The organism is Paenibacillus sp. S33, from assembly GCF_053615415.1.
The window spans coordinates 1,082,250-1,105,098 of record NZ_JBSIEZ010000001.1; the positions used below are offsets into that span (position 1 = coordinate 1,082,250).

The 22,849-nt window shown below is 47.4% G+C and carries 19 protein-coding genes; 17 read left to right on the plus strand and 2 right to left on the minus strand.

Features of this window, described 5'->3' with window-relative positions; translation table 11 throughout:
- The first annotated feature begins 137 nt into the window (after nucleotides 1-137).
- The 7 genes from ACWGXJ_RS05035 to ACWGXJ_RS05065 all read left to right on the plus strand — a co-directional run bounded on the left by ACWGXJ_RS05035 (nucleotide 138) and on the right by ACWGXJ_RS05065 (nucleotide 7,389).
- Nucleotides 138-1,655 carry a glycoside hydrolase family 30 protein gene (locus tag ACWGXJ_RS05035; RefSeq protein WP_348621651.1) on the plus strand — a complete coding sequence of 506 codons (1,518 nt, stop codon included), beginning with the start codon at nucleotides 138-140 and terminating at the stop codon, nucleotides 1,653-1,655.
- Nucleotides 1,656-2,009: 354 nt separating this feature from the next.
- Nucleotides 2,010-2,390 (plus strand): hypothetical protein, encoded by a 381-nt coding sequence (locus ACWGXJ_RS05040; RefSeq protein WP_452566322.1) that lies wholly within the window; start codon nucleotides 2,010-2,012, stop codon nucleotides 2,388-2,390.
- A 264-nt stretch (nucleotides 2,391-2,654) separates the two neighbouring features.
- A complete protein-coding gene (locus ACWGXJ_RS05045) occupies nucleotides 2,655-3,656 on the plus strand; it encodes an ABC transporter substrate-binding protein (protein WP_061830591.1) in 1,002 nt (333 codons plus the stop codon).
- Nucleotides 3,657-3,749: 93 nt separating this feature from the next.
- The gene (locus ACWGXJ_RS05050; RefSeq protein WP_452566323.1) at nucleotides 3,750-4,763 is read left to right on the plus strand and encodes a FecCD family ABC transporter permease; all 1,014 of its coding nucleotides are present in this window, start codon (nucleotides 3,750-3,752) and stop codon (nucleotides 4,761-4,763) included.
- Nucleotides 4,760-5,803 carry a FecCD family ABC transporter permease gene (locus ACWGXJ_RS05055; RefSeq protein WP_322162487.1) on the plus strand — a complete coding sequence of 348 codons (1,044 nt, stop codon included), beginning with the start codon at nucleotides 4,760-4,762 and terminating at the stop codon, nucleotides 5,801-5,803. The genes ACWGXJ_RS05050 and ACWGXJ_RS05055 overlap by 4 nt, the downstream gene beginning before the upstream one ends.
- Before the next feature lie 13 nt (nucleotides 5,804-5,816).
- Nucleotides 5,817-6,638: an ABC transporter ATP-binding protein gene (locus ACWGXJ_RS05060; protein ID WP_025722914.1), complete on the plus strand. Its 822-nt coding sequence runs from the start codon at nucleotides 5,817-5,819 to the stop codon at nucleotides 6,636-6,638.
- Nucleotides 6,607-7,389, plus strand: coding sequence for an IucA/IucC family C-terminal-domain containing protein (locus tag ACWGXJ_RS05065; RefSeq protein WP_452566324.1), 783 nt, complete (start codon nucleotides 6,607-6,609; stop codon nucleotides 7,387-7,389). The genes ACWGXJ_RS05060 and ACWGXJ_RS05065 overlap by 32 nt, the downstream gene beginning before the upstream one ends.
- A gap of 803 nt (nucleotides 7,390-8,192) precedes the next feature.
- Here ACWGXJ_RS05065 and ACWGXJ_RS05070 read toward each other — a convergent pair.
- The gene (locus ACWGXJ_RS05070; protein ID WP_061830583.1) at nucleotides 8,193-8,465 is read right to left on the minus strand and encodes a hypothetical protein; all 273 of its coding nucleotides are present in this window, start codon (nucleotides 8,463-8,465) and stop codon (nucleotides 8,193-8,195) included.
- A gap of 154 nt (nucleotides 8,466-8,619) precedes the next feature.
- Here ACWGXJ_RS05070 and ACWGXJ_RS05075 point away from each other — a divergent pair, with 154 nt between their 5' ends.
- On the plus strand, nucleotides 8,620-9,429 hold the full coding sequence (locus ACWGXJ_RS05075) for a MerR family transcriptional regulator (RefSeq protein ID WP_061830581.1): 810 nt from the start codon (nucleotides 8,620-8,622) through the stop codon (nucleotides 9,427-9,429).
- A 22-nt stretch (nucleotides 9,430-9,451) separates the two neighbouring features.
- Here the strand turns inward: ACWGXJ_RS05075 and ACWGXJ_RS05080 are convergent, their stop codons facing one another.
- Entirely contained in the window at nucleotides 9,452-10,084 is a 633-nt protein-coding gene (locus ACWGXJ_RS05080; RefSeq protein ID WP_254329656.1) for a GNAT family N-acetyltransferase, read from the minus strand.
- A 601-nt stretch (nucleotides 10,085-10,685) separates the two neighbouring features.
- Between ACWGXJ_RS05080 and ACWGXJ_RS05085 the strand changes: the two genes are divergently transcribed.
- The 9 genes from ACWGXJ_RS05085 to ACWGXJ_RS05125 all read left to right on the plus strand — a co-directional run bounded on the left by ACWGXJ_RS05085 (nucleotide 10,686) and on the right by ACWGXJ_RS05125 (nucleotide 22,769).
- Complete coding sequence (locus tag ACWGXJ_RS05085; protein ID WP_452566325.1) at nucleotides 10,686-11,711, plus strand: ATP-grasp domain-containing protein; 1,026 nt, start codon at nucleotides 10,686-10,688, stop codon at nucleotides 11,709-11,711.
- A 312-nt stretch (nucleotides 11,712-12,023) separates the two neighbouring features.
- Complete coding sequence (locus ACWGXJ_RS05090; protein WP_452567866.1) at nucleotides 12,024-13,742, plus strand: IucA/IucC family protein; 1,719 nt, start codon at nucleotides 12,024-12,026, stop codon at nucleotides 13,740-13,742.
- Nucleotides 13,730-15,514: an IucA/IucC family protein gene (locus tag ACWGXJ_RS05095; protein WP_452566326.1), complete on the plus strand. Its 1,785-nt coding sequence runs from the start codon at nucleotides 13,730-13,732 to the stop codon at nucleotides 15,512-15,514. The genes ACWGXJ_RS05090 and ACWGXJ_RS05095 overlap by 13 nt, the downstream gene beginning before the upstream one ends.
- Nucleotides 15,511-16,287, plus strand: a complete 777-nt coding sequence (locus ACWGXJ_RS05100; RefSeq protein ID WP_452566327.1) for an HpcH/HpaI aldolase family protein — start codon at nucleotides 15,511-15,513, stop codon at nucleotides 16,285-16,287. Before ACWGXJ_RS05095 ends, ACWGXJ_RS05100 begins: the two co-directional genes overlap by 4 nt.
- Nucleotides 16,284-17,537: a type III PLP-dependent enzyme gene (locus tag ACWGXJ_RS05105; RefSeq protein ID WP_452566328.1), complete on the plus strand. Its 1,254-nt coding sequence runs from the start codon at nucleotides 16,284-16,286 to the stop codon at nucleotides 17,535-17,537. The genes ACWGXJ_RS05100 and ACWGXJ_RS05105 overlap by 4 nt, the downstream gene beginning before the upstream one ends.
- Nucleotides 17,497-19,419, plus strand: a complete 1,923-nt coding sequence (locus tag ACWGXJ_RS05110) for an IucA/IucC family protein (RefSeq protein ID WP_452566329.1) — start codon at nucleotides 17,497-17,499, stop codon at nucleotides 19,417-19,419. Before ACWGXJ_RS05105 ends, ACWGXJ_RS05110 begins: the two co-directional genes overlap by 41 nt.
- 218 nt (nucleotides 19,420-19,637) lie before the next feature.
- On the plus strand, nucleotides 19,638-19,979 hold the full coding sequence (locus tag ACWGXJ_RS05115) for an iron-sulfur cluster biosynthesis family protein (protein WP_069291208.1): 342 nt from the start codon (nucleotides 19,638-19,640) through the stop codon (nucleotides 19,977-19,979).
- Between the two features lie 209 nt (nucleotides 19,980-20,188).
- Nucleotides 20,189-20,746, plus strand: coding sequence for an SLOG family protein (locus ACWGXJ_RS05120; RefSeq protein ID WP_039272489.1), 558 nt, complete (start codon nucleotides 20,189-20,191; stop codon nucleotides 20,744-20,746).
- A gap of 157 nt (nucleotides 20,747-20,903) precedes the next feature.
- Complete coding sequence (locus ACWGXJ_RS05125) at nucleotides 20,904-22,769, plus strand: rhamnogalacturonan lyase (RefSeq protein WP_452566330.1); 1,866 nt, start codon at nucleotides 20,904-20,906, stop codon at nucleotides 22,767-22,769.
- Nucleotides 22,770-22,849: the final 80 nt, after the last annotated feature.

Consider the following 22,849-nt stretch of genomic DNA (forward strand, 5'->3'; position numbering starts at 1 on the left):
AGCACGGGCACAAGCACCGGCTCTCTTTTTGCTATCGGTATGTAAACGTCCAACAGGTATGCAAAGGGAAACCCAAGTGAAAGCTGAAATAGTAGGGAGGATGGGGACGGGATAATGATGGGGAGAGGAGGATATAGATGAAAAAACTCCAAAAGCAACGACGTACTGACATCTGGCTGCTTATAGCTGCAGTAGCCATTTTGATCTGTGCGGTCCTGGCCAATATGGCTATACGGAATGTTCCGGGGCCGAAAGCAGAAAATAACGTCAACATGTGGCTAACAACACCCGACCCGGCAAATCGCCTAACCCAACAAACCCCGATCCGTTGGGATAAGGATAACAGTAAAGAAAATGCAGCGAATGCGGATACACTGACGATTGAGATTAAGCCAGATATTCATTATCAGACGATGGAGGGATTTGGCGCAGCGGTGTCCGGTTCGTCCGCATACCTGATGAATCATGGCATGTCTGCCAATCAGCGTGATCAGCTGCTAAATGATTTGTTTACAGCTAGTGGCATTCAACTAAGTTATATTCGCCATACCATTGGAGCCTCAGATTATTCCGTAGATGAACAGGGACAGCCTGGTAGCTATACCTATGACGATGTGGCAACAGGCAAGGACTATGAGCTGAATCATTTCTCCATCGCCAAGGATCGGGATGTGATCGATGTGTTGAAGCAAATCCTGAGAAGAAACCAGGATTTAAAGATTATGGGAACCCCATGGACAGCTCCGCCCTGGATGAAATATGGGGAGCAGATTTATAACGGCTGGTATTTGGACTATACCGATCCGCGCGTCTATCAGGCGTATGCTGACTATTTTGTTCGTTATCTACAGGCTTATGCGAACGAGGGAATTCCGATTCAGGCGATTTCCATTCAAAATGAGCCAGAATTCACGACGCCCAAGTATCCCAGCATGAGTATGGGAGCAGCAGAACAGGCGAATTTTATTAAACAATATCTGGGTCCCACCCTAAATCGAAACCATTTATCTACTCACATTATTGCCTTTGACCATAACTGGGATACAGGGAGCGAATATGCCAAGACCGTGTTGGGAGATGAGCAGGCTCGAAACTATACGCACGGAACGGCCTTTCATTGCTACAAAGGAGAGCCCACAGCGATGACAGATGTGCATAATGCATTCCCTGATAAGCCTGTATATATGACAGAATGTAGTGGAGGAGCGTGGAGTCCGGGCTTTGGAGATAATTTGAGCTGGGATATGTCCAAGCTGATCATTGGTGCACCCCGAAACTGGTCGCAAAATGTCCTCTTTTGGAATATCGCACTTGACCCGTCCGGGGGTCCGACCAATGGGGGTTGCGCCAACTGTAGAGGTGTAGTAACCATCGACCCGTTAAGCGGTGCAGTTACGAAAAATGTGGAGTACTATGCGATTGGGCACGCCAGCAAATTCGTCCTTCCAGGTGCGGTACGTATTGATTCTACACATTATAGTGGGAGTATTGAAACGGTCGCCTATCGCAACCCCGACGGTACGCTTGTCCTGATTGCCGCCAATACGGGAGAGAACACAAAGACATTTAAGGTTCGGCATGGAAATAAGGTTTTCAAATCTACCCTTCCATCCAAGTCCGCGGCTACCTTTCAATGGAATCCTACGGCTTCCTGACACGGCCTGTACATCAACGTTTTAGAGCGCTTAGCCCATCTGGCTGAGCGTTCTTTTTTCATTTGCTACAAAATCCAGACTGCGAAAAAAATTTAATATTGTTCAGAATTGTTCAGAGGCGGATGATAAGATCTTTTCACTAATAACAAGAATGAACCGTTTACGGGGGATAGTCTGATGAATCAAGAAACGAATAAAGAATGGAAAAAAGTGCTGATGGTGACGTTGCTGGCAGGTATGGCATGGGGACCCCATTATTTGACTTTTTTAAGAGTCCAGCTTAAGTAGGTCGTAGGAGTTGCTGGCAGAGCGACTATATTTCAGGTTCATCAAGAACCAAAGGAGGCATTTCTTTTGTTTTTTTCACAATATGTCGATGGTGGAGACGGTCGCATCGTGCTGCAATTGTTTTACAACCGAGAATGTGACTTCTCTCATAAATTAGAAGGATATGAGCTGGAGGTTCACCAATTCATGAAAAACGCGAACCGTATGAACGTATCCAGCATAGCACTATATCCGGTTAATCCAGTAATACCGTATCTGATCATAAATAGCTCCTTTTACGATTTCATGGATGTGACGAATGTTGCCTATTTTAATCAAGAGGGTCATTTTTATAACCCAAGCGAATTTAATACGGTCGCATATGTACTCAAATATCATGAAACTATACCCGAAAGGTACTTATCAATATGTAGGCAGGCATACACCTTAATCGATGTGTTTGTCTGAGCTCGCTGTCTTTTGAAGACAGGCCATAAATTCTTATAAAGGTGTAACCCATCAACTATCGTGGGTTACGCCTTTTTGTATACTGAGCATTTTGTATTCATCCAAGCCTTTACTGTACAAGGAGATTTTCAACATGAAACCAGGGGCATGGGGAGTTCTTCCGCAGCAGTATCAATATGCTTGAACAATGTACCCAACTGAATTACAATACAATTGATAATGATTTTTAATATCAATTAGAATGAAAAGGGGGAGTTGGACTACATGTTTGGATTGACCAAAAAGCTACATATTTATACAGCACTTATTCTGTTGATATCGGTGCTGGCTGGTTGTGCCTCGGGTGGAACTACAGGGACAACAGACCCTTCAAGTAAGTCTGCAAGTGGTAATGAGAGCAATGCAGCAGGCAGTGGTGCGGACGAGCAGACCAGAGTTATCAAACATGCCATGGGTGAAACGACAGTTAAGGGAACTCCGAAGAGGATTGTAACCTTGTTCCAGGGTGCCAATGATGTTGTTGTTGCACTTGGTGTTAAGCCAACGGGTGTTGTGGAATCCTGGGTTCAGCAACCCGTATATAAATATTTGAGAGATGATCTGGATGGTGTGACGCAAGTAGGTCAGGAATCACAGCCGAACCTGGAAGAGATCAACAAATTGAAGCCGGATCTAATCATTGCCACCAAAACAAGACATGAGGATATCTATGATCAGCTGTCCCAGATTGCTCCAACAGTAGTTACCGAGACTTTGTTTGACTGGAAAGAGACGGTAAAGACGGCTGGTGAAGCGATGAATATGAAGGAACAGTCGGACAAGTTGCTTGCTGATTGGGATGCAAGGGTAGCGGATTTTAAAGGCAAAATGGGTGACCGTCTTCCCATTGAAGCGACTATAACGAATTTTAGAGCCGATCAGGTTCGCATTTTCTATATGGGATACGCCGGAAAAATATTGAAAGAGCTTGGATTTACCAGACCGCCTGGACATGATGAAGACACCTGGGGGGTGGAGTTGACTTCGAAAGAGAACATCCCGGATATGAACGCAGATATGATCTTCAACTTCAATTCAGGCACGGAAACAGAAGCTATTGAGAAAAACTATAAGGATTGGACCAGCAGTCCGCTCTGGAAAAATCTCGATGCAGTGAAGAATAATAAGCTAGTACAGGTTGATGAGGTGGCCTGGAACATGGGGGGCGGATACACATCGGCCAACATGATGCTGGACGACTTATACAAGCAGTTCAATCTGAACTAATGGGAGCAAGACCTGCCATGTACCAGGACATTCGTATACGAAGCGTATGGGCAGGCAGGTCTTTTTGCATTTCACGGATGAAAGAGTGAGAATATGTTTCCCCTTTTTACGAAGGCAAGTACGAAAATTTATGGACTATCCGGCTTATTCATTTTGTTATTACTCGCCTGTGTAGCCAGCATGATACTGGGACGTACACACATAACATTTCAAATAGCAGTGAATGCACTACAACACTATGACGAAAGCTCAGTGGAGCACGTCGTACTTCTGACGGAACGTTTACCACGCACAATTATTGCCGCTGTTGTTGGTGCAAGTTTGGCGGTGGCGGGGGGACTCATGCAAGCGCTAACTCGTAATCCGCTCGCTTCACCAAGTGTGTTTGGGATCAATGCGGGTGCCATCTTTTTTATCGTTATTGCCATCGTGGTGCTGTCGGTGTCCTCGCTTAGTACGATGATGTGGTTTGGTTTTGCCGGGGCAACCATCGCAACAGTGATTGTGTACGCGCTTGGGTCCATCGGTCGTGATGGTCTGACTCCCATCAAGATTGTGCTGGCGGGTACCGCTATCTCTGCACTTTTTGCTTCGTTCACACAGGCAATCCTGGTGCTGGATGGAACGGGATTACAGGACGTGTTGTTCTGGCTTGCAGGTTCAGTGAGCGGTCGAACACTTGACATGCTGTATCCTGTACTGCCATATATGACGGTTGCCGCTGTGATATCCCTGTTTATGGGCCGGACGATCAATCTGCTTTTGACCGGTGATGATATCGCCAAGGGCATGGGACAGAACGTGCTAATGGTTAAGGTACTTATGGGAGCCGTTACAGTATTGCTGGCCGGTGGTTCTGTTGCGGTGGCCGGTTCGATTGGTCTGGTAGGATTAGTCGTACCGCATATCATGCGGGCGTTTGTAGGCAACGACTACCGCTGGCTTGTTCCCTACTGTATTCTGGGCGGCGCCATTTTGTTATTGGCGGCGGATGTGGTTGCACGGCTGATCATCATGCCGCAGGAAGTTCCGCTTGGCGTTATGACAGCGCTCATTGGTGGTCCCTTCTTCGTCTATATTGCCCGCAAAGGGGGGACGAAGATATGAGGAAGATGATTACTTTTCGCAATAAAAAAGATACGTTATCCTTGCAAATGGAGCGCAAATCGCTGCTCATCATCGGAATCTGTATGGTTTTGATATTGATTGCATCCATTGCAGGAACCAGTGTGGGTAATGATTTCATATCTCCGCTGAATGTGCTGCAGACGATTTTCGGTCTGGGCGCAGGTGATCATGACTTTGTCGTGTTGACGCTAAGGCTGCCGCGTGTGCTGTTATCGTTGCTTGTGGGTGCAGCACTAGGCATGTCCGGTGCCCTCTTGCAGGGGATTATCCGTAATCCGCTCGCTTCACCGGATGTGATCGGGATAACGGGAGGAGCTGCCGTTGCCGCTGTAGGTTTTGTCACCCTGCTGGGTGGAACCATCAGTATCAAGCTGTTGCCGTTGTTTGCCATTATGGGGGCGATGATTACCGCAATCATCATCTATCTTCTTGCCTGGAAAAAAGGAGTTAGCCCGATTCGGCTGGTGTTGATTGGAATCGGAGTGTCAGCCATTACGGGGGCCGGGACGACCTTCATGCTGATCCTTAGTCCATTCTATACGGCTGGTCAGGCGTATATCTGGCTGACGGGGAGTGTGTATGGCGCATCGTGGACCGATGTTAGAACGATCATCCCGGTGATTGTAATCGTGCTTCCGGTGGCGATCTGGTTTGCCCGCAGTCTGAACGCACAGGAATTCGGGGATGATCTGGCCACCGGGCTGGGGGTCACTGTACAGCGTCATCGTTCAGCGCTGCTACTGTGCAGTGTACTGCTGGCCGGGGCTGCTGTAGCTGTCGCGGGGACGATTGGTTTTGTCGGTCTGATTGCGCCGCATATTGCCCGGAAGCTGGTAGGGCGCATGTTTGGCAGCATGCTCATCGTTTCGGGACTGGTCGGTGCCCTGCTTGTGTTTGCTGCTGATCTGATTGCCCGTACGGTATTTCTACCGCTCGATGTTCCGGCAGGGGTATTTACCGCCGGGGTAGGAGCACCGTTTTTCTTGTATCTGTTGTTCAAGAATCGAAATCAGTTTTGAGGAGGAGAATGCTGTGAGTATTCTGGAAGCCAAGGACCTTACGATCGCCTATGGCGCAGAGCCTATTATTGAGAATTTGAACCTGACTATTCCCAAGGGGAAAACTACTGTCCTGATTGGCAGCAACGGTTGCGGGAAGTCCACCTTGCTGCGAACGATGGCGCGACTGCTGAAGTCCAGTTCAGGCTCGGTACTGCTGGATGGCGAGGAGATTGCGAAGTTGCCTACCAAGGAAATTTCAAGACGCATGTCCATTCTGCCACAAGGTCCTTCTGCTCCAGAGGGACTGACGGTAAACCAACTGGTTCGGCAAGGGCGGTACCCACACCAGACATGGCTGAAACAGTGGTCCTGTGAGGACGAACGCATGGTCAGGCTTGCGCTGGAATCCACACATCTGACTGCTCTGGCTGATCGGCCCGTGGACGCATTATCTGGCGGACAACGCCAGCGCGCCTGGATTGCGATGACACTCGCACAGGGAACAGAAACCCTGCTGCTGGATGAACCAACGACTTATCTGGATATGACCCATCAGATTGATATTCTGGATCTGCTGTTCGATTTGAATGAACAGGAGGGGCGCACCATAGTGATGGTGCTTCATGATCTGAATCTTGCGTGTCGCTATGCTCACCATATTGTGGCTGTCCACAACAAGTCCATCTACGCGGAAGGAAAACCGGAAGACATTGTTACGCAGGACATGGTCCGCGCGGTCTTCCAGATGGAGTGCGACATTGCGGTTGATCCGCTGTTTGGCACACCCATGTGCATTCCGCACGGGAAGGGAAGGAAGTTAAATGAAACCACACGCTACAGCCACTTGGCTTGATGATCAAGAGATGCAGGCCTTGGCTGCCGAATACCGACTGACCTGGGAGCCTTCGACAGATCGTACATTTTCGATGCCATTTACGGACTTGCTGGACCCGTTCAAAAGCCTGAACTATTTGCAAGGGGTGAGAGGCATCTTTGAGACGGACTCCGAAACGGCTACTGTATCGCTCTTTGCTAAACGATATGCTTACTTGATCACAGCTTCGGGTCTCTATGCCATGTCACGCTTCAACAAAGGCCTGAATTATGAGATTGCCAACGGCACGATTGAATCCAGTTATCAGGGAGAGGCATGGCTTCCCAAGGCTCGGCTGACCGATTGGCAGACGACCTCACCAGAGGCGGATCAGCGTGACGTATGGAGAGATCAGGTGATTGAACAGATGTTCGCCGGCAATCTGGCCAAGGTATGGCAATCGCTGTCCAAGGCAACCCGGATTTCCCGTTCAGTCCTGTGGGAGAACACGGCCATTTACGTATACTGGCTCTATGAGAACAAGTTTGCCGAAGGAGCCACGCCTGAAGAAAAGCAGCGTGTCGAAGAGGACTTCCATTATCTAATTTGTGATGCACCTGCGCATCTCTTTGGTGAATCCCGTAACCCGCTCAAGCAGTTTAATACACCCAAACGGGCAACAGCTGTCTCAGATACACCTATTCGTGTACGCAAAACTTGTTGTTACTATTATCTCGCCGCAGATGATCCAGAAGATTACTGCCCCACCTGCCCCAAATTAAAGCATTAATACCGATGATTATCATCCACATCCCCAGCCTATACTTCATTGCATCTCATACAGCGAATAGCACAGGCAAGCTTATGACATAACGAAATTCAGAGCTTGCCTTATTTGTTGTGTGGGGGTTATATCATCAATTGAGACTAAACCATGCCTAGAATAGCTGTTTTTATAACATTAATCAAAGATATTTATAACATCTAGTAGGATAAACGTATTTTTTCTATAAGATGCAGTGAGACATTATGATTACTTGTTTAATCTTATTTTTGGAGGTGTTTTCAACTGTTTCTGGGTTTAAGTAAAGTAGCCGCACAAATGTGTTGGGGCTTTGTTCATCAAAATTATGAATAGGAGCCGTCTTGTAAGGATATGCCCAATCCGCCATTTGGGCGGATTGTCTAAGGACATGCTGCTTAAGGTATCTGGTAGATTTCGCCATGGAGCACCAATTGAGCCGCCCAAAGCATAGCATTTAGTATGTGTCGATTGTCCACGGAGGTATGTCCTATTTGTGGTTTTCTTTCAGGTGGAAACATCTTGGATTTCGTATCATGTATTCATCTAATTTTTTTAACCTATTTATTCCTCGTTGAGCAGTTTGAGGACACAGCCTAGTTTGAAATATAAAAAAACTTTTTAGGACTCTTATTTTCTCTCCAATAACTCACTATAGTAGTCGGATATTCCATTTACTCCCATTAATTTATGAGCTGGAATACCCGAAATTCTCATAACGGAAGATTTCGAAATAGCTATATCATGATTTTTCAAATATTCGATTGCTTTTTTGAGTTTTTCTTTGTTCTCTATTGTGACTCAAATTGCTCAGCAGCTTTCCAACACTTAGATATTTGAGCCTCGTCATCTTTCTCTTGAAAAGACTTTCTTGAAGCAGCAATCAAATGATTTAAACCAGAATCATGTAGTGTTTCAGGAGAAATACCACTCTGAACAAAGAAATCTTCCATAGAACACAATCTATTTTGTTTTTCACAGTCTTTTAGATATTTAGCTAGTAATGTATTTATGTTTTTATGGACGTGTGGTCCTCTCTCACGTTTCGGTAAGTTTATTAGCAAATGTTGAACTTCTTTTTGATAGTAACCGTTTAATTCCTATTTTACTAACTTCCCTGTTAGTTGAATAAGAGTACAATTTGTGATTTTATTAGGAGGACAGGAATTGATGCATCAGCACAACGACTTTCGCACATAAGACTTATCGGAGGAATTTATGGATAATAAAAGGTGCTTTTCAATTGGGGAAGTTTCTAGATTAAAAAATGTTACGATAAAAGCCTTACGTTATTATCATAATATTGGCTTGTTGATACCTGCATACATTAATTCCAATAACGGTTATCGCTATTATACAATTGATCAATTCATCTATCTGGATATTATAAAAATTTGTAAGCAAAGTAATGTAAGTGTTAAAGAAATTAAAGCCTTATTTGCTAAAGCCGATACTAATTACCTTAAACTTTACTTAGAACAGAAAAAAGAAGAAATTCATAAAGAAATAAAGAAATTAGAACAACTTAATAAACGAATAGAACTATTAAGGGCAGCTATTCATTCATCTGAAGATGAACTTATGAACAATGGATTTAATATTCAGACATTTGAAGACAGATACTTTTTAAGTTTACCTACACAAGGTGGAGAACTTAATAAGATAAAGTCATTCGATAAATTAGATGAAAAATTAGGCGAATTTGCAGCCCATACGTTTCAGTATGGATTAATTTTTTCATGTCACTATGATAATTGGGAAATCAGTGATGTATTTCGTCTAATAACATCAGATGATTATAGATTACTTAAAGATACCTCTAATGTACCTGAATTACCCAAGGGGGAATATTTAACTGTTAATTGTACGAGAGATACTGAAATTGAAACATTTCAATTAGTAAAAGAATATTTGAAGAAAAACAGTTTGACGTGTAATAAGGTTTATATGTTTTATTTAGTGACAGATGTTTTTAATCAATATAATCACTTCTCCCAATTTCAAATAAGTCTAAAGCCCACCCCATAAATGAAGTGGACTGACTTTTAGCTTAAAGTTTGTATTCATAAATAAAATTTGTATTTTCGAGTTTACCGATAGGTAGATTAAATACAGTTGCTTTTTCATCAAGACGGACAAACCCATTATGGTCATAGAATCCATAGTTACACATTGTGTCTGTATACAGATAAATTTTATTTGCTTTTGTATCTCTTAAGTAAGAGATGAGCTCATTAAATAATTTTTTTCCTACCTTTTTTCCTCTAGCTTCTTCAGAAACAGCAAAGAATTCTAAGCAACCCTGAAACTCATTTTCTTTTCCTCTAATTAACTTGCTGTTTGCCTCATTAGTCATGGAGGTGAGTTCAACAAATACTTTTCGTTCTATGTCATTTAGATTTAAGAGTTGTAGCAATTCACTTGTATAATCTTCTTGTAGCAATCTATAAGATGTTGCTTCACCAACTCTTGAACCAAAAATTACACCAATGACTTCTCCATCTAATGTAGCTACTCTTCCAAAAGTACTTCTGTTTAATATTGGACTTATGAACATCATTGTAACTGCTGCATTTATGATGCTCTCATCCTCGATAAAATCTTTTGCGTTCCAAGTATCTGCAATAATTGCTTTAATAGGTTCTATATCCTCTTTTCTAATGTCTCTAATATCTAAGTTCATTTTGACTTCCTCCTTTTAATTGATTAGCTTACAAATTGAGTTTAATGTCTCCTCTAATGGGGAGAGTCAAGTATTTATTGCAATGCTTTTTTTCAACTAACCGTTTATTGAATAAAAAAAGCTCTCCTTATTTCAGGAAAGCCGCCATTAGTATAATAAAAATGTAAATTCCCTAAAATAGGCCCGTAAGTATATTGAAAAAGAACAAAATTCTGCCGACGGTGTAATACTACAAGTCGATACTCATCTTGTTAAAATATCTTTTTTCATTTTATTCCCGTCTTTACTCGCTTTACGGGCATTTGCGTTGTCTCATTTGGATGTTATAAGCTGTCTCATTCGATAATTTAATTAGTCTCAATTGATGTTATAACCCACATTGTGCCCATTGTTCCATGAACATTCCTTCATTTGGGGATTCTCTCCCTACAAAAACATCTTTTTTTTCCTAAAAAGCTTATTATTGACAAGGTGAATGAAATTGCCATAAAATAGATTTTGTTTGAAACTGATAATCATTATCAATATAGTTTCCATCAAATCAATCCGATGAAAGCACAACCAGGAGCGAACGCCTTCATTCGGTCGGGGAGGATTTTCATTGTTTCCGAAAGGAATTCATAATCTGCAAAACCGACTCATCATAAGCAAAGCAAGAGAAATGGGAATAACCTGCGAGCCACTTCTCGCAGAATGTGAAGATTTTCTAGAATTGTCCTATGGGGACAAGCGCAGAGTCATTAATAAAACCAGATCGCATCGTCTACCCTTGATCGCTGGACTGCTCGCTAAGAACAAGCAGGTATGTAATATGCTACTGCATGAGCGGGGAATGCCTGTGCCGCCGTTTATCGTTATCAAGGCAATGGGTGACAAGGCAGCGCAGTTTCTGAAACTGCATCGTTCCGTTGTAGTGAAGCCGCTGGACGCAAGCGGCAGTGCAGGTGTGACACTGGACGTTCGAACAAACGAGGAACTGGAAGCGGCTATTGCCCGGGCGGGTACCCATAGTAACAGCATCATGCTACAGCAATTCATAACGGGTTTGGATTATAGGGTACTGATCATTAACGGGGAAGTGGCAGCAGTAAATGAGTATCGGCCTGTCTTTGTAGAAGGGGACGGCACCTCAACCATCCGGGCGTTGATTCGAATGTTGAATCAGCAGCGAATCCAGCAGACCAGTATAGGGAAGTTCGAGACCTTTCCCAAGATTGATGAAGACGCAGAGCCTTTGCGAAAGGTTCTGCTTGGACAGGGAAGCAGGCTGGAGGAGGTACCTGCGGCAGGAAGAGAGATCGAGCTATATGATCTTCGCAATTCGGCCGCCGGAAACATCAGTGAGTTTTATGTGGACTGTACGGAAGCGATTTTTCCTGATAATGCACAAATGGCAATTAAAGCCGCAGAAGCTCTCCAGATTGATGTGGCTGGCATTGATATCCGTTGTGAGGATATCCGCCAGCCGCTGACAGCAGATCAGGGAGGCATTCTGGAAGTCAACGCATTGCCGGACCTGACGCACCATGTCTTTCCCTTTGGGGGGACCACACGTGATGTCGTCCGATTGTACCTGGAATATCTTTTTCAAATGGAACATCATTTCGAAAAGTCGATTGCAGAATAAGGGCAATTCATTGCCTGTTATGGCTCAATGTCCCGCTTACTTTGTTCTCGCTCCTATGGTGTGGTCGGTACATTCGAATGTGTGTGCCCACCCGCCGCAAGCGGTGGCATCCATCCAGCATTCTGCTGCTGGTCACCAGTGCAGGTCTCTGGATGATAGGTCTGCTAAAGACTTGCCGGGGTCGGAACACCAGCGAATATGGCCTGATGGGCGGCACTGAAAGAGGTTAGTAGGCTCTCGGCTGTGCCATCCTGTTGGCCTTGTCCCTCGTTTTATTTATAACCCGAAAGAAGGTTGGCAACATTGTTCGAGATGGAAAACAGGCTCAGGTCTGAAGCAGAGCAGCAGGCGAATGTACACTCTTGTAAGCTGCTGCTCAATTGTTATATCCGGGAGCTTGCGGTGGAGAAGGAGGGCGACATTCGGATTAATCCAGATGCGATGACGTACGCAGTTGCTTTTCAGGCCAGCGGGGTGACGATAACCGGACAATTCGCGTATTACTCGGCTATGGGTGAGCATGAGTACCGAAGCATACAACAGCTTCACGGGCAAGCGGTGCATTATCAGGACCTGGTTCGCTGGATCACCCGGGAGCTGAGTGAAGACACGGCGTATGGAAACAGTCGGCATAAGCAAGGTGGGTTGACCCATGCGGCTGCTGTACGTGATTTTGCGGAAAAGGTAGATAACAGCGTGAATAATCTTGCGCTGTATATCGAGCAGGCTGTTGGACTTGGCATGTATGATTACTGTACTTCCGAACAGTCTCTGGTGTATGGACATCCCTTTCACCCGTTTCCCAAAAACTCCAAAGGTTTCACTGAACACGACGTACGGATGTACAGCCCGGAACTGCGTACCTCGTTCCAACTCTGTTACGTTGCTGTGAGGAAGGACGTATATAGGCAGGAATGGGTAGATGATCCCACCAGGATCAATCTGCATGCCAGCCTGCACGGGCATGTGGAACAAGCTTGGGAAGCGGAGTGCGGTGAGCATGGGGATGAGTATGAACTGCTGCCTGTCCATCCCTGGCAGTATACGTACGTGTTGAGCTTGTCCGAGGTCCAGCAGTATATTCTGGACAAGAAACTCATTCCGATAGGCAGCTGTGGACCGAAGGCCTACCCGACCTCCTCGGTACGCACCGTCTATATCCCAGAGCTAAATTGCAATATCAAGCTGTCGCTGAACATACAGATTACCAACATGATTCGCACCAATAGTGCGGAGCAGATGCGAAGGACGCTGGACGCCTCCAGGTACGTGAGGCAGCAAAATTGCTTCGGTGCAGATCAGCATACGCAGATTGCCTATGAGACAGGTGTAGCCACTTGTGATTTTCAGGAGGAAGAATTAACGAGTTTGTTTACTGTCGCATACAGACCGATTGAGTTTGACCCGGAATGTACTTATGTCCTGTCGAGTCTGGTAGAAGCTCCCTTGCCGGGAATGCAATCACGACTCATGACGATGCTGGGTGGCGTACGTGCTGAAGCCGAGCGCTGGTTTGCACGTTATCTGACCTTGTCTTTGCTGCCCATTGTACGAGCGGCCGGAGAGCGAGGCATTCACTTTGAAGCTCATTTGCAAAATACTCTCGTGACGCTAAGAGACGGAATGCCTGAGGCATTTATCGTGCGTGACTTGGAAGGAGTCAGTGTCGATGAGGAGCTGATGCATGAGGTGGATACCGATCCCTCCAGATTGTTGTTTTATCCACGGGACAAGGCTTGGGCGAGGACATCCTATTACTTTATTATCAATCATTTGGGTTCCCTCATTCATGCGATGGCAAGGGATGTGAACATACCGGAGGGACATTTCTGGGCAAAGGTCCGCGAAGTGCTGGTGAAGGAACTAGACCGAACTGGAAACGTATATGTGCAGCATTTGCTGACCGCGGACAGTTTTCTGGCGAAACAAAATCTGGTGAGCTGTCTCAGGGGGATCAGTCAGACCCCGGCGTATGTGCCGGTGAGCAATATAATGAACCGAATAGGGAGTGAAGTGGCGTGGGGTTCATAGGGTACAGGGCTGAGAAAGGTCACAAGACGGCAGTATACACGGATGTACAGGAACGGATCATGCGGCAGACGCTGGAAGCCATGTGGTTCGAGGGTGTCCTTGACTGTAAGGTGGATGGGAACGAATGGCGCACTGTGGGGCGGAACACGTCAGGGCAGGCTGTGACATACAGCTGTGAGGCGGAGCAGAAATTTTCATTTGGCCGAGTGAAGGTGGTGAAGGGCTCGATTCGAAGAGAGGGCGTGCCCTGCACCGATCTGGATCTGTTTCTGGAGGAAATGGTACTGAACCTTCTGGAGGGTGCGAATGTGACGGCCTTCATTCAGGAATTGCTGGAGACGATGGCGAAGGACAGTCAGTGCCGGGCTTTGCTGCCTGAGAAGATTCCGGATAAAGACCGACACTATGATGCCCTCGAAAGCCATATGAGCGACGGTCATCTCTACCATCCAAGCTACAAGTCGAGGCTTGGCTTCACCCTAAAAGACAATCTTGCTTACGGTCCAGAGTTTAACTCGGATGTGACCGTATACTGGATTGCCGTGAAAGAAGGACTTGTGCAAACGGCTCTCTCCACAGGCTACACGTCAGAACAGTTGGTGAGGCAACATCTCACAGAGGCGGATATCAGCCGATTTGATCGGGTGCTTCAGTCGGAAGACACTGAGGGGAATCGCTATATATTCATTCCTGTTCATCCATGGCAATGGGAACACCAACTGGAATCGGTGTTTGCCCGGCAACGAATGAACAAAGATATCGTTTTTCTCGGCCCTTCGGCATCAGCTTATCGCGCTCAGCAGTCCATTCGTTCCCTGTCGAACCGAATGAATCCAGAAGCGCCTTATCTCAAGCTGGCACTGAGTATTACCAATACGTCCAGTACACGTATTCTCGCACAACACACAACCCAGAACGCACCGCTGATCAGCGACTGGCTGGAAGCACTCATTCGGGAGGATGAGTTGCTGCAACGGGAACAGTTTGCCATTCTGAAAGAAATCATGGGACTCTCGCTCCGGTACGAGAACTTGCCTGCAATCCAGTATGGACGAGCGTATGGCACAATCGGGGCGATCTGGCGTGAAAATGTATCTGTTCATCTGCAAGAAGGCGAGACAGCTTGGCCCTTAAATGCACTTATGCTAGTACAGTCGAACGGGGTACCGTTTATCCAGGGTGCAGTTGAGCGTCATGGCATTCAGAAGTGGAGTGAAGCCCTCGTTCGAACGGTATCGCTGCCCATTATTCATCTGCTCTATGCACACGGCATTGCGCTGGAATCGCATGCCCAGAACATCATTCTGGTGCTGGAAAATGATCTGCCGAAACGGATTATCATCAAGGATCTTCACGATGGTGTCCGCTATGTACCCGAGAAGTTGCTGAACCCAGAAAGAGCCCCGAAGCTGCACCCCGAACCGGAGACCCATCACAAGTTCAATCGGTATTCCTTTATCTACGCAAGTGATGTGTCGGAAGTCCGGGACTATACGTATGATGCGTTCTTTTTTATCTGCATGACGGATATTGCGCTGACGCTGGAGAAGTTCGGTCTGACGGAAGAAGCGTTCTGGCAACTGTGCGCGGCTACGATTATGGACTACCAGCGGGAGCATCCAGAGTATGAGGAGCGGTTCGAGTGGTTTGATCTTTTTGCTGAGGATGCGCTGATTGAAGAGATGACCAAGCGCCGCCTGTATGGGGACGGGGAGTTGCATTTCCGTAAGGTCAGCAACCCGCTGAAGTTGGCGAAGGACATTTTCGGATGAGAACCAACAAGCTGAAGGAGAAAATTGAACGTAAACAGCCGGTGTTCGGCCTTTTTGTCTCTATCCCGCATCCGGTCATCATCGAGATGATTGGACATGCGGAGTATGATTTTGTAATTATCGACCTGGAACATGCCGCAACGAATATGGAATCGGTGGAAGAGCTGGTTCGTGCTGCGGAACTGGCAGGGATGACCCCGCTGGTACGCATCTCAAAGGTAGAGCGAGTAGAGATTCTAAAGGTATTGGATTGCGGCGCACAAGGCATCGTCATACCTCATGTGGAACAGCGGGAGCAGGTGGAGGAAGCGGTTCGTCATGCGTATTATCATCCGCTTGGCATGCGGAGCCTGAACAGTGGGCGACCGGGGGTATTCGGCAAGTATCCACTCACTGGGTATATTCAGGAAGCGAATGAACAGGTGATGGTTGTACCGATGATCGAAAGTGTGGAGGGCGTCCGGCAAAGTGCGAGCATTCTATCTCATCCCCAGGTGAGCTGGGTATTGGAGGGGGCGGCAGACCTGTCGCAATCACTTGGCGTACCGTGGCAGACGGAACATCCAGACGTGCAACGTTCGCTAGGTGCATTACATGAAGCCGCGAAGCAGTGCCAGGTACCGTATGCAACGGTGGCCAGAAGCAAGGAAGGCATGGCGCTGTGGGCGGAACGAGGGGTATACATATACGTGTTGGGCGATGACCGGAATACGGCTTTTTGGGCATACGAACAGAAACGGAATGACTATGGAAATGCGGGTGGACTGATATGAAATCAAGCGTATGGAATATGATCCATGAACTGCAAAAAGATAGTGAAGACCCGGTATGTGCTTATGTTTACGATCTGGCTGGTATTCAGGAGCAGGTCCGTCACATGCTGCACACGCTGCCTGGAGGCATACGGCTGTTCTATGCCATAAAGGCCAATCCCGATTCTCGAATTATTGAGGCTTTGCTGCCCTGGGTTCACGGGTTCGAGGTAGCTTCCATTGGCGAGTTGCTTAAGGTGAGGAGCGTAAGTAGTGAGGTTCCAATCCTGTTTGGCGGTCCGGGGAAAAAAGAGAATGAGTTGAAGCAGGCTATCGAGCATCAGGTGCGTTTTATTCATGTGGAGAGCCTGCTGGAACTGCGGCGTGTCATCGCCATTGCTACAAGGAGAGGAGAGGAAGTTCGCGTTCTGCTGCGGATCAATCTAAGAAGTAGCACATTGCCACGGACCCGGATTGTAATGGGCGGTGGTCCGAGTCCATTCGGCATGGATGAGGAGAGCGTGGAGGAAGCAGTCCGGGTCATTCGTGAGGAAGGTGCGGGTTCGGTGCGTTTATGCGGATTTCATTTTCACTCGTTATCGAACAATGTGGACGCAAGACTGCATGCCGAGATGATCGAGCTGTATTTGCAAAAGGCGGAGATGTGGCAGCAGACATATGACCTGCATCTTGAAGTAATTAACGCTGGAGGCGGGTTTGGTGTCACATATGATGGTAGCCCCGGGTTCGATTGGTCCCTGTTCACATCCCTGATTGAGCGAAGTGAAGCTAGAGGGCGCCTTGCTTCACGCGGCATACAGTTGTATTTCGAGCCGGGTCGCATGCTTGTCGCTGACCACGGTTATTATGCGGCAGAGGTTACGGATATCAAAACATCGCATGGTCAGCATTTTGCCGTGTTAAGAGGAGGTACACATCATAATCGTCTGCCCGCATCATGGGGACACAACCATCCATTTCACATTATGTCTACGGACCGTTGGGGGCATTCGTTTGCAAGACCAGAGGTACGGGACAACAAAGTTCACGTGGTCGGAGAACTGTGCACACCCAAGGATCGTATGCATTCAGATGCGGAAGTAGAGCGGCTACGTGTAGGCGATATTATTGTGTTCGAGAAGTCGGGAGCCTATTGCTGGACCATCTCGCATCATGATTTTCTGGGTCATCCGCACCCGGCATTCCATTATTTGACGGAGGACGACAACCATGTCAACAGTGATGAAGCGTGCCAGTCTGCAAGACGCTGAGCGCCGGATTATGGAGGATCTGATCAATGCATTTCTGACCGAGCAATTGCTTCCGCTGGAAGGGCATCCGTTCATTGAACTCTCTACTTCACCAGAACCGTTCCGCCGAATGTTTCTGGGGGATGGTAATGGAGGTCCTCCGCAGAGCGGACGAGGAATAGCTGACGGACTCGACGGCAATGTCGCAGGCAAGGATAAGCAGGATGAGAATGGAACAGGTAGGCGTAGTGGACAGCTTATGCTGCATCTGAAAGGGATTTTGTTTCTGGTGGAAGCAGGAAAAAGGCAGGGATATCAATGGGTACAAGGTTCACCTGTCTATGGAGAGACACCGGATGGAGGCTGGAAGCTTCTTGAATCTCCAGCAGTCGTAGGACAGGCTGTGCTTCGGATGACGCTTTCCGATGAAGCATACGCGCATCCCGGGGTTGCGGAATTCTTGGCAGGCGTGGAAAAAGCCACCGAGCAATTGGCACTGGGACTCCAGCAAGTGCAAGGGCTGGGAGAACAAGTTCCGTTCAATGCCTACGGTTGGTTTATCAAGGGAGAGCAGGTTGCAGCGCTGCGAGATCGTCCATTTCACCCCACCTCTAAGGCCAAGGTGGGATTCACAGAAGCGGATGTGGCCCGGTATGCAGCGGAATTCAGGAAGGAGATCCCGCTGCGATGGGTGGCTGTGCGTTGGGATGCCGTACAACAGGGATGTGAGGAAGGGCTGTCCACACTGGATGTACTGGATGAAGAACAGCGGAGCAGGCTGGAAGCAGAATTGGCCCGGAAAGGCCTGAATCTGCAAGAATACATGCCCATGCCAGTACATCCATGGCAGATGGAGCATATCATCTTGCCGCGTTTTACTGGAGAGATCGCGGACGGCACCATCATTGTACTGGATATCGAATTGGGAGAGGTGCAGGCGACATCGTCCCTGCGCTCGATGGCTCCGATGGAGGAATCCACACAGATGCTCAAGCTTCCGGTCAGTGTGTTGTCTCTCGGGGCCGCCCGCTATCTCCCGGTGGTGAAGCTGCTGAATGGTCTGGCTGGGGAGAAGATGTTACGACAGGCGGTGGCCTGTGATGAATCGCTCACAGGTAAAGTGTGGCTCTGCGAGGAACGGAACTGGTGGGGATACATGCCGGAATCCATGGGATTGTTCGATGATCATCCTCGCCATCTGGCCGCCCAGATTCGCATCTATCCGCCAAAGTTGCTGGAAGAAGGTGTGCAGGTCATTCCCATGGCTGCGCTTGGGGTGACGCTGGAAGGTCGCCATATGTTATCCGACCTGCTGGGCAGAGCGTTAACCAGTGAAGAGGTTATAGAATTCTACACCGATCTGACGGCGTTATTCTATGATGTGGTGATGCGGCTGTTCAAGGTAGGCGTTGTACCTGAAATTCACGGTCAGAACTGCTGCGTGGTCCTGCGGGACGGACAGGTGAACGGCCTGTTATTCCGTGACCACGATTCCGTACGTTTGCATCAGCCGTATCTGGACAAACACGGCATTGCGGATCCAGGTTATCATATCCGGCCAGGATACTCGAACAGCTTGTATAATGAGACGATCCGCAAGCTGATCTTCTACGTGCAGTCGCTGGGCACGCAGGTGAACCTGGCTGCAATTATGGAAGCGCTAAGCGAGGTGTATCCTATCCCGGAAGCGAAGTTATGGGATATTACCGAGCAGGCGTGGAAGGAAGCGCTACGGGTGGTGCCGCTTCCCGAAGCTGACCGGGCCGAGCTGTTCCAAGCGGTATTCGAGAGCAGGGAATGGCCGGTGAAGCTCATTGTCCGTCCGCTGCTTGAAGCGGACGGGGTGCCTGGGGCGATGCCATCGGGCAAAGGCACAGGTCATAATCCTTTTTACAAAGGATAGAGTTGTGGCTAGAATGTTAGTTTAGATAGGGTGAGCGATGACGGAGGTGACCCGGTGTAATCGGGTTGCCTTTTTTAGGTAAGAGTTCATTGATAGCAGTGAGTGCAGTCACATAGACACATACAAAAACATGACTATAATGAACACATAGTTAAAATTTAGTCTTTATGGAGCTGACGGTTCCAAACATCTCATTTACAAAGGAGAGAATTCATCTCATGAGCATACATTTAGAATTGGATTCCTTGTCCGTTGAAAGGCTAGAAATGGCCCTTTCAGGACGACCGGGAATGTTCAAGTTGTTTTATGACACCGAGGATTGCGGATGCAATGGCGTACTTGTCATCTTGGTTGTCACTACGCCGAATGCAACTGATAAAGTAGTTCAGTCTGAGCCTTATTCTTTTTGGGTAGATCGCCAGCAGGAGCAGCAGTTCGATAGCAGAATGCGGCTTGAGGCAGACCCTAGTTACCCGTCATTCAAGCTAAGCAGTGATGCCGGTATATTTAGTAGCAACATTAGAATTAAAGATGTCCGCATAAAATCGTCTGAGGAGTGATATGGAATGGAAAAGGATAATAGCGATGGGTAAACCATCCATTCAGAACTAGCACCAAACTCCAAAAGACGAACCTGATCCAGCCCAATTGGAAGAGGTTCGTCTTTTGCGTTATATTCAATTCGTTCCTCCAAAAAACGAAGTGTTTAGTGGGCTGCTCTGAAGTGGTACAATAACCTTTATGATAATCGGAGAAGGACGTTGAGAAGATGAAAAACTTGCTCGTTTCGGGCTATCGTGCCCATGAGCTGAATATTTTCAGTCAGAAGCACGAAGGCATTCCATATATTAAAAAGGCGATTGCAGGCAGGCTTATTCCCCTGATTGAAGAAGGGCTGGAATGGGTGATTACCCCCGGTCAATACGGGGTGGATTTGTGGGCCTGTGAAGTCGTTACTGCACTAAAACAGCAATATCCCCACCTGAAATGCTCTATTATGATGGCTTATCAAAATATGGAAGAGAAATGGAAAGAGGACAAAAAGGAATATTTTCAGCAGATTTGTGCCGAAGTTGACTATGTGGGAGTAGTTAGTCGTCAGCCCTATCAGGGAATATGGCAACTCAAGGCACGGGATGAACTCCTTTTCCGTAAAACAGACGGTTTATTGCTTGTTTACGATGAGGATGCCGGAGAGGGCAGCCCACGTTTTATGAAGGAACTTGCATTGAAAAAACAACAGGCAGAGGGCTATCAGTATATCAGCATCAGCTCGGAGGATATCCAGAGCATCGCGGATGAAGAAAGATTATTCATGGACCTCTGATTTTTAAAGCATTAGCCCAGATTTTTGAACAAAAAGGACGTATTCGTCCCTTTACATTTATGTAAGCGCTACCATAGAATTTAAACAACAATAACTTATCAGTCACATAAAATAAATTTATTAAAAATACGAACCATGAAAGGAGCTAATGATTCAGATGAACAAAAGGTTTCGGTATACTGCGTTGCTCTGTCTCGGTGTCATGTTGAGTGGAGTGGTCATCCCGATGGATAGCCAGGTCTCTGCTGCCTCTACGAGGCAAATGGAAAAGCTAAACCGTGGAGCCGTCGCTGTTAAGGTGCCTGAGGGTGTACTGGTGAGCTGGCGCTTGCTGGGCACGGAAGCGGATTCGGTCGGCTTTAATTTGTACAGAGGGACAAGCAAGGTAAACGATGCGCCGATTACATCGAGAACCAACTTTTTGGACAAGGCAGGTACGACCTCATCTTCGTATACCGTTCGTGCCGTGGTCAATGGAGCAGAGCAGGCCGCTTTCCCTGCGGTGAAGGTATGGAACAACAACTATCTGGATGTTCCGATCCAGCAGCCCGCGGGAGGCACAACCCCGGATAATGTGAACTACACGTACCACGCCAATGATGCCAGCGTAGGGGATCTCGATGGAGATGGCGAGTATGAGATTGTGTTAAAATGGGACCCTTCCAATGCCAAGGATAATTCGCAATCCGGTTATACGGGAAATGTATTTTTGGATGGCTACGAGCTGGATGGAACACGCAAATGGCGGATCGACCTGGGACGTAACATACGGGCTGGAGCCCACTACACACAATTTCTCGTCTACGATTTTGATGGAGATGGTAAAGCAGAGATCGTATGTAAAACAGCAGACGGCACGGTAGATGGTGCAGGTGTGAAGATTGGTGACGCTTCGGCTGATCATCGAAACACGAGTGGATATATTTTGAAAGGTCCCGAGTTTCTAACTGTGTTCTCAGGTGATACAGGCAAGGCTCTTAGTACGATCGACTATGTGCCACCGCGCGGAACGGTATCGAACTGGGGAGATAATTATGGTAACCGTGTAGATCGTTTTCTCGCCGGGGTTGCTTATCTGGATGGCGTGAGACCCAGCATTGTGATGGCACGTGGTTATTACACCCGCACCGTTCTGGTCGCATATGATTGGCGGAACGGGAACCTGAGCCGACGCTGGACCTTTGACAGCAACAGCTCCACCAATGCTGGAACGGCTGGACAGGGGAACCACAGTTTGAGCGTGGCGGATGTGGATGGAGATGATAAGGATGAGATCGTGTATGGCTCACTGGTTGTAGACGATAACGGAGCGAAGCTGGCTAACACGGGGATGGGACATGGAGATGCACTTCATGTTGGCGATCTGGACCCCGACCGTTCAGGTTATGAAGTGTTCAAGGTGAACGAGGACAAAAATGCCACCTACGGAGCTGCCATGTACGACCCGCGTAATGGAAATATTTTATGGGGCGTAAATACAGGCAAGGATACTGGAAGAGGCATGTCGGCAGACATTGACCCGCGGACCAAAGGGAACGAGCAGTGGGCACCGGGTATTGGTTTGCGTTCAGCCAAGGGGCAGCTCATTACCAACACGCTACCGTCTTCCATTAATTTTGGTATCTGGTGGGATGGGGATCTCCTCCGTGAACTGCTGGATCATACCTCATCAAGCGCTGGAAAAATAGACAAGTGGAACTATATGAACTCGACTACTTCCAACTTGCTTACGGCAACAGGAACGAGTTCCAATAACGGAACCAAAGGAACGCCGTCCTTGCAGGCCGATCTGTTCGGTGACTGGCGTGAGGAAGTCATTTGGCGCAAAAGTGATAATTCGGCGCTGCGTATCTACACAACACCATACGAGTCAGAACATCGATTCTATACGCTTATGCATGATCCAGTGTATCGCCTGAGTGTTGCCTGGCAGAACGTAGCTTATAATCAGCCGCCGCACACCGGGTTTTATCTGGGAGAAGGGATGTCCAAGCCTCAGCAGCCGAATATATATACTCCTTGATATGTCGTTCGGTAGTGGTCTGAAAGCAGGTAGAATGAACAAAAACAGAGAGGGCTCCAAGCTAATTGGAGCTCTTTTTG

What these genes read in the sequence shown, in the direction of transcription:
- ACWGXJ_RS05035 (WP_348621651.1), top strand. Translation starts at nt 138, where the DNA reads ATGAAAAAACTCCAAAAGCAACGACGTACTGACATCTGGCTGCTTATA.
- ACWGXJ_RS05045 (WP_061830591.1), top strand. Translation starts at nt 2,655, where the DNA reads ATGTTTGGATTGACCAAAAAGCTACATATTTATACAGCACTTATTCTG.
- ACWGXJ_RS05050 (WP_452566323.1), top strand. Translation starts at nt 3,750, where the DNA reads ATGTTTCCCCTTTTTACGAAGGCAAGTACGAAAATTTATGGACTATCC.
- ACWGXJ_RS05055 (WP_322162487.1), top strand. Translation starts at nt 4,760, where the DNA reads ATGAGGAAGATGATTACTTTTCGCAATAAAAAAGATACGTTATCCTTG.
- ACWGXJ_RS05065 (WP_452566324.1), top strand. Translation starts at nt 6,607, where the DNA reads ATGAAACCACACGCTACAGCCACTTGGCTTGATGATCAAGAGATGCAG.
- ACWGXJ_RS05075 (WP_061830581.1), top strand. Translation starts at nt 8,620, where the DNA reads ATGGATAATAAAAGGTGCTTTTCAATTGGGGAAGTTTCTAGATTAAAA.
- ACWGXJ_RS05080 (WP_254329656.1), bottom strand. Translation starts at nt 10,084, where the DNA reads ATGAACTTAGATATTAGAGACATTAGAAAAGAGGATATAGAACCTATT.
- ACWGXJ_RS05090 (WP_452567866.1), top strand. Translation starts at nt 12,024, where the DNA reads ATGGAAAACAGGCTCAGGTCTGAAGCAGAGCAGCAGGCGAATGTACAC.
- ACWGXJ_RS05100 (WP_452566327.1), top strand. Translation starts at nt 15,511, where the DNA reads ATGAGAACCAACAAGCTGAAGGAGAAAATTGAACGTAAACAGCCGGTG.
- ACWGXJ_RS05105 (WP_452566328.1), top strand. Translation starts at nt 16,284, where the DNA reads ATGAAATCAAGCGTATGGAATATGATCCATGAACTGCAAAAAGATAGT.
- ACWGXJ_RS05110 (WP_452566329.1), top strand. Translation starts at nt 17,497, where the DNA reads ATGTCAACAGTGATGAAGCGTGCCAGTCTGCAAGACGCTGAGCGCCGG.
- ACWGXJ_RS05115 (WP_069291208.1), top strand. Translation starts at nt 19,638, where the DNA reads ATGAGCATACATTTAGAATTGGATTCCTTGTCCGTTGAAAGGCTAGAA.
- ACWGXJ_RS05120 (WP_039272489.1), top strand. Translation starts at nt 20,189, where the DNA reads ATGAAAAACTTGCTCGTTTCGGGCTATCGTGCCCATGAGCTGAATATT.
- ACWGXJ_RS05125 (WP_452566330.1), top strand. Translation starts at nt 20,904, where the DNA reads ATGAACAAAAGGTTTCGGTATACTGCGTTGCTCTGTCTCGGTGTCATG.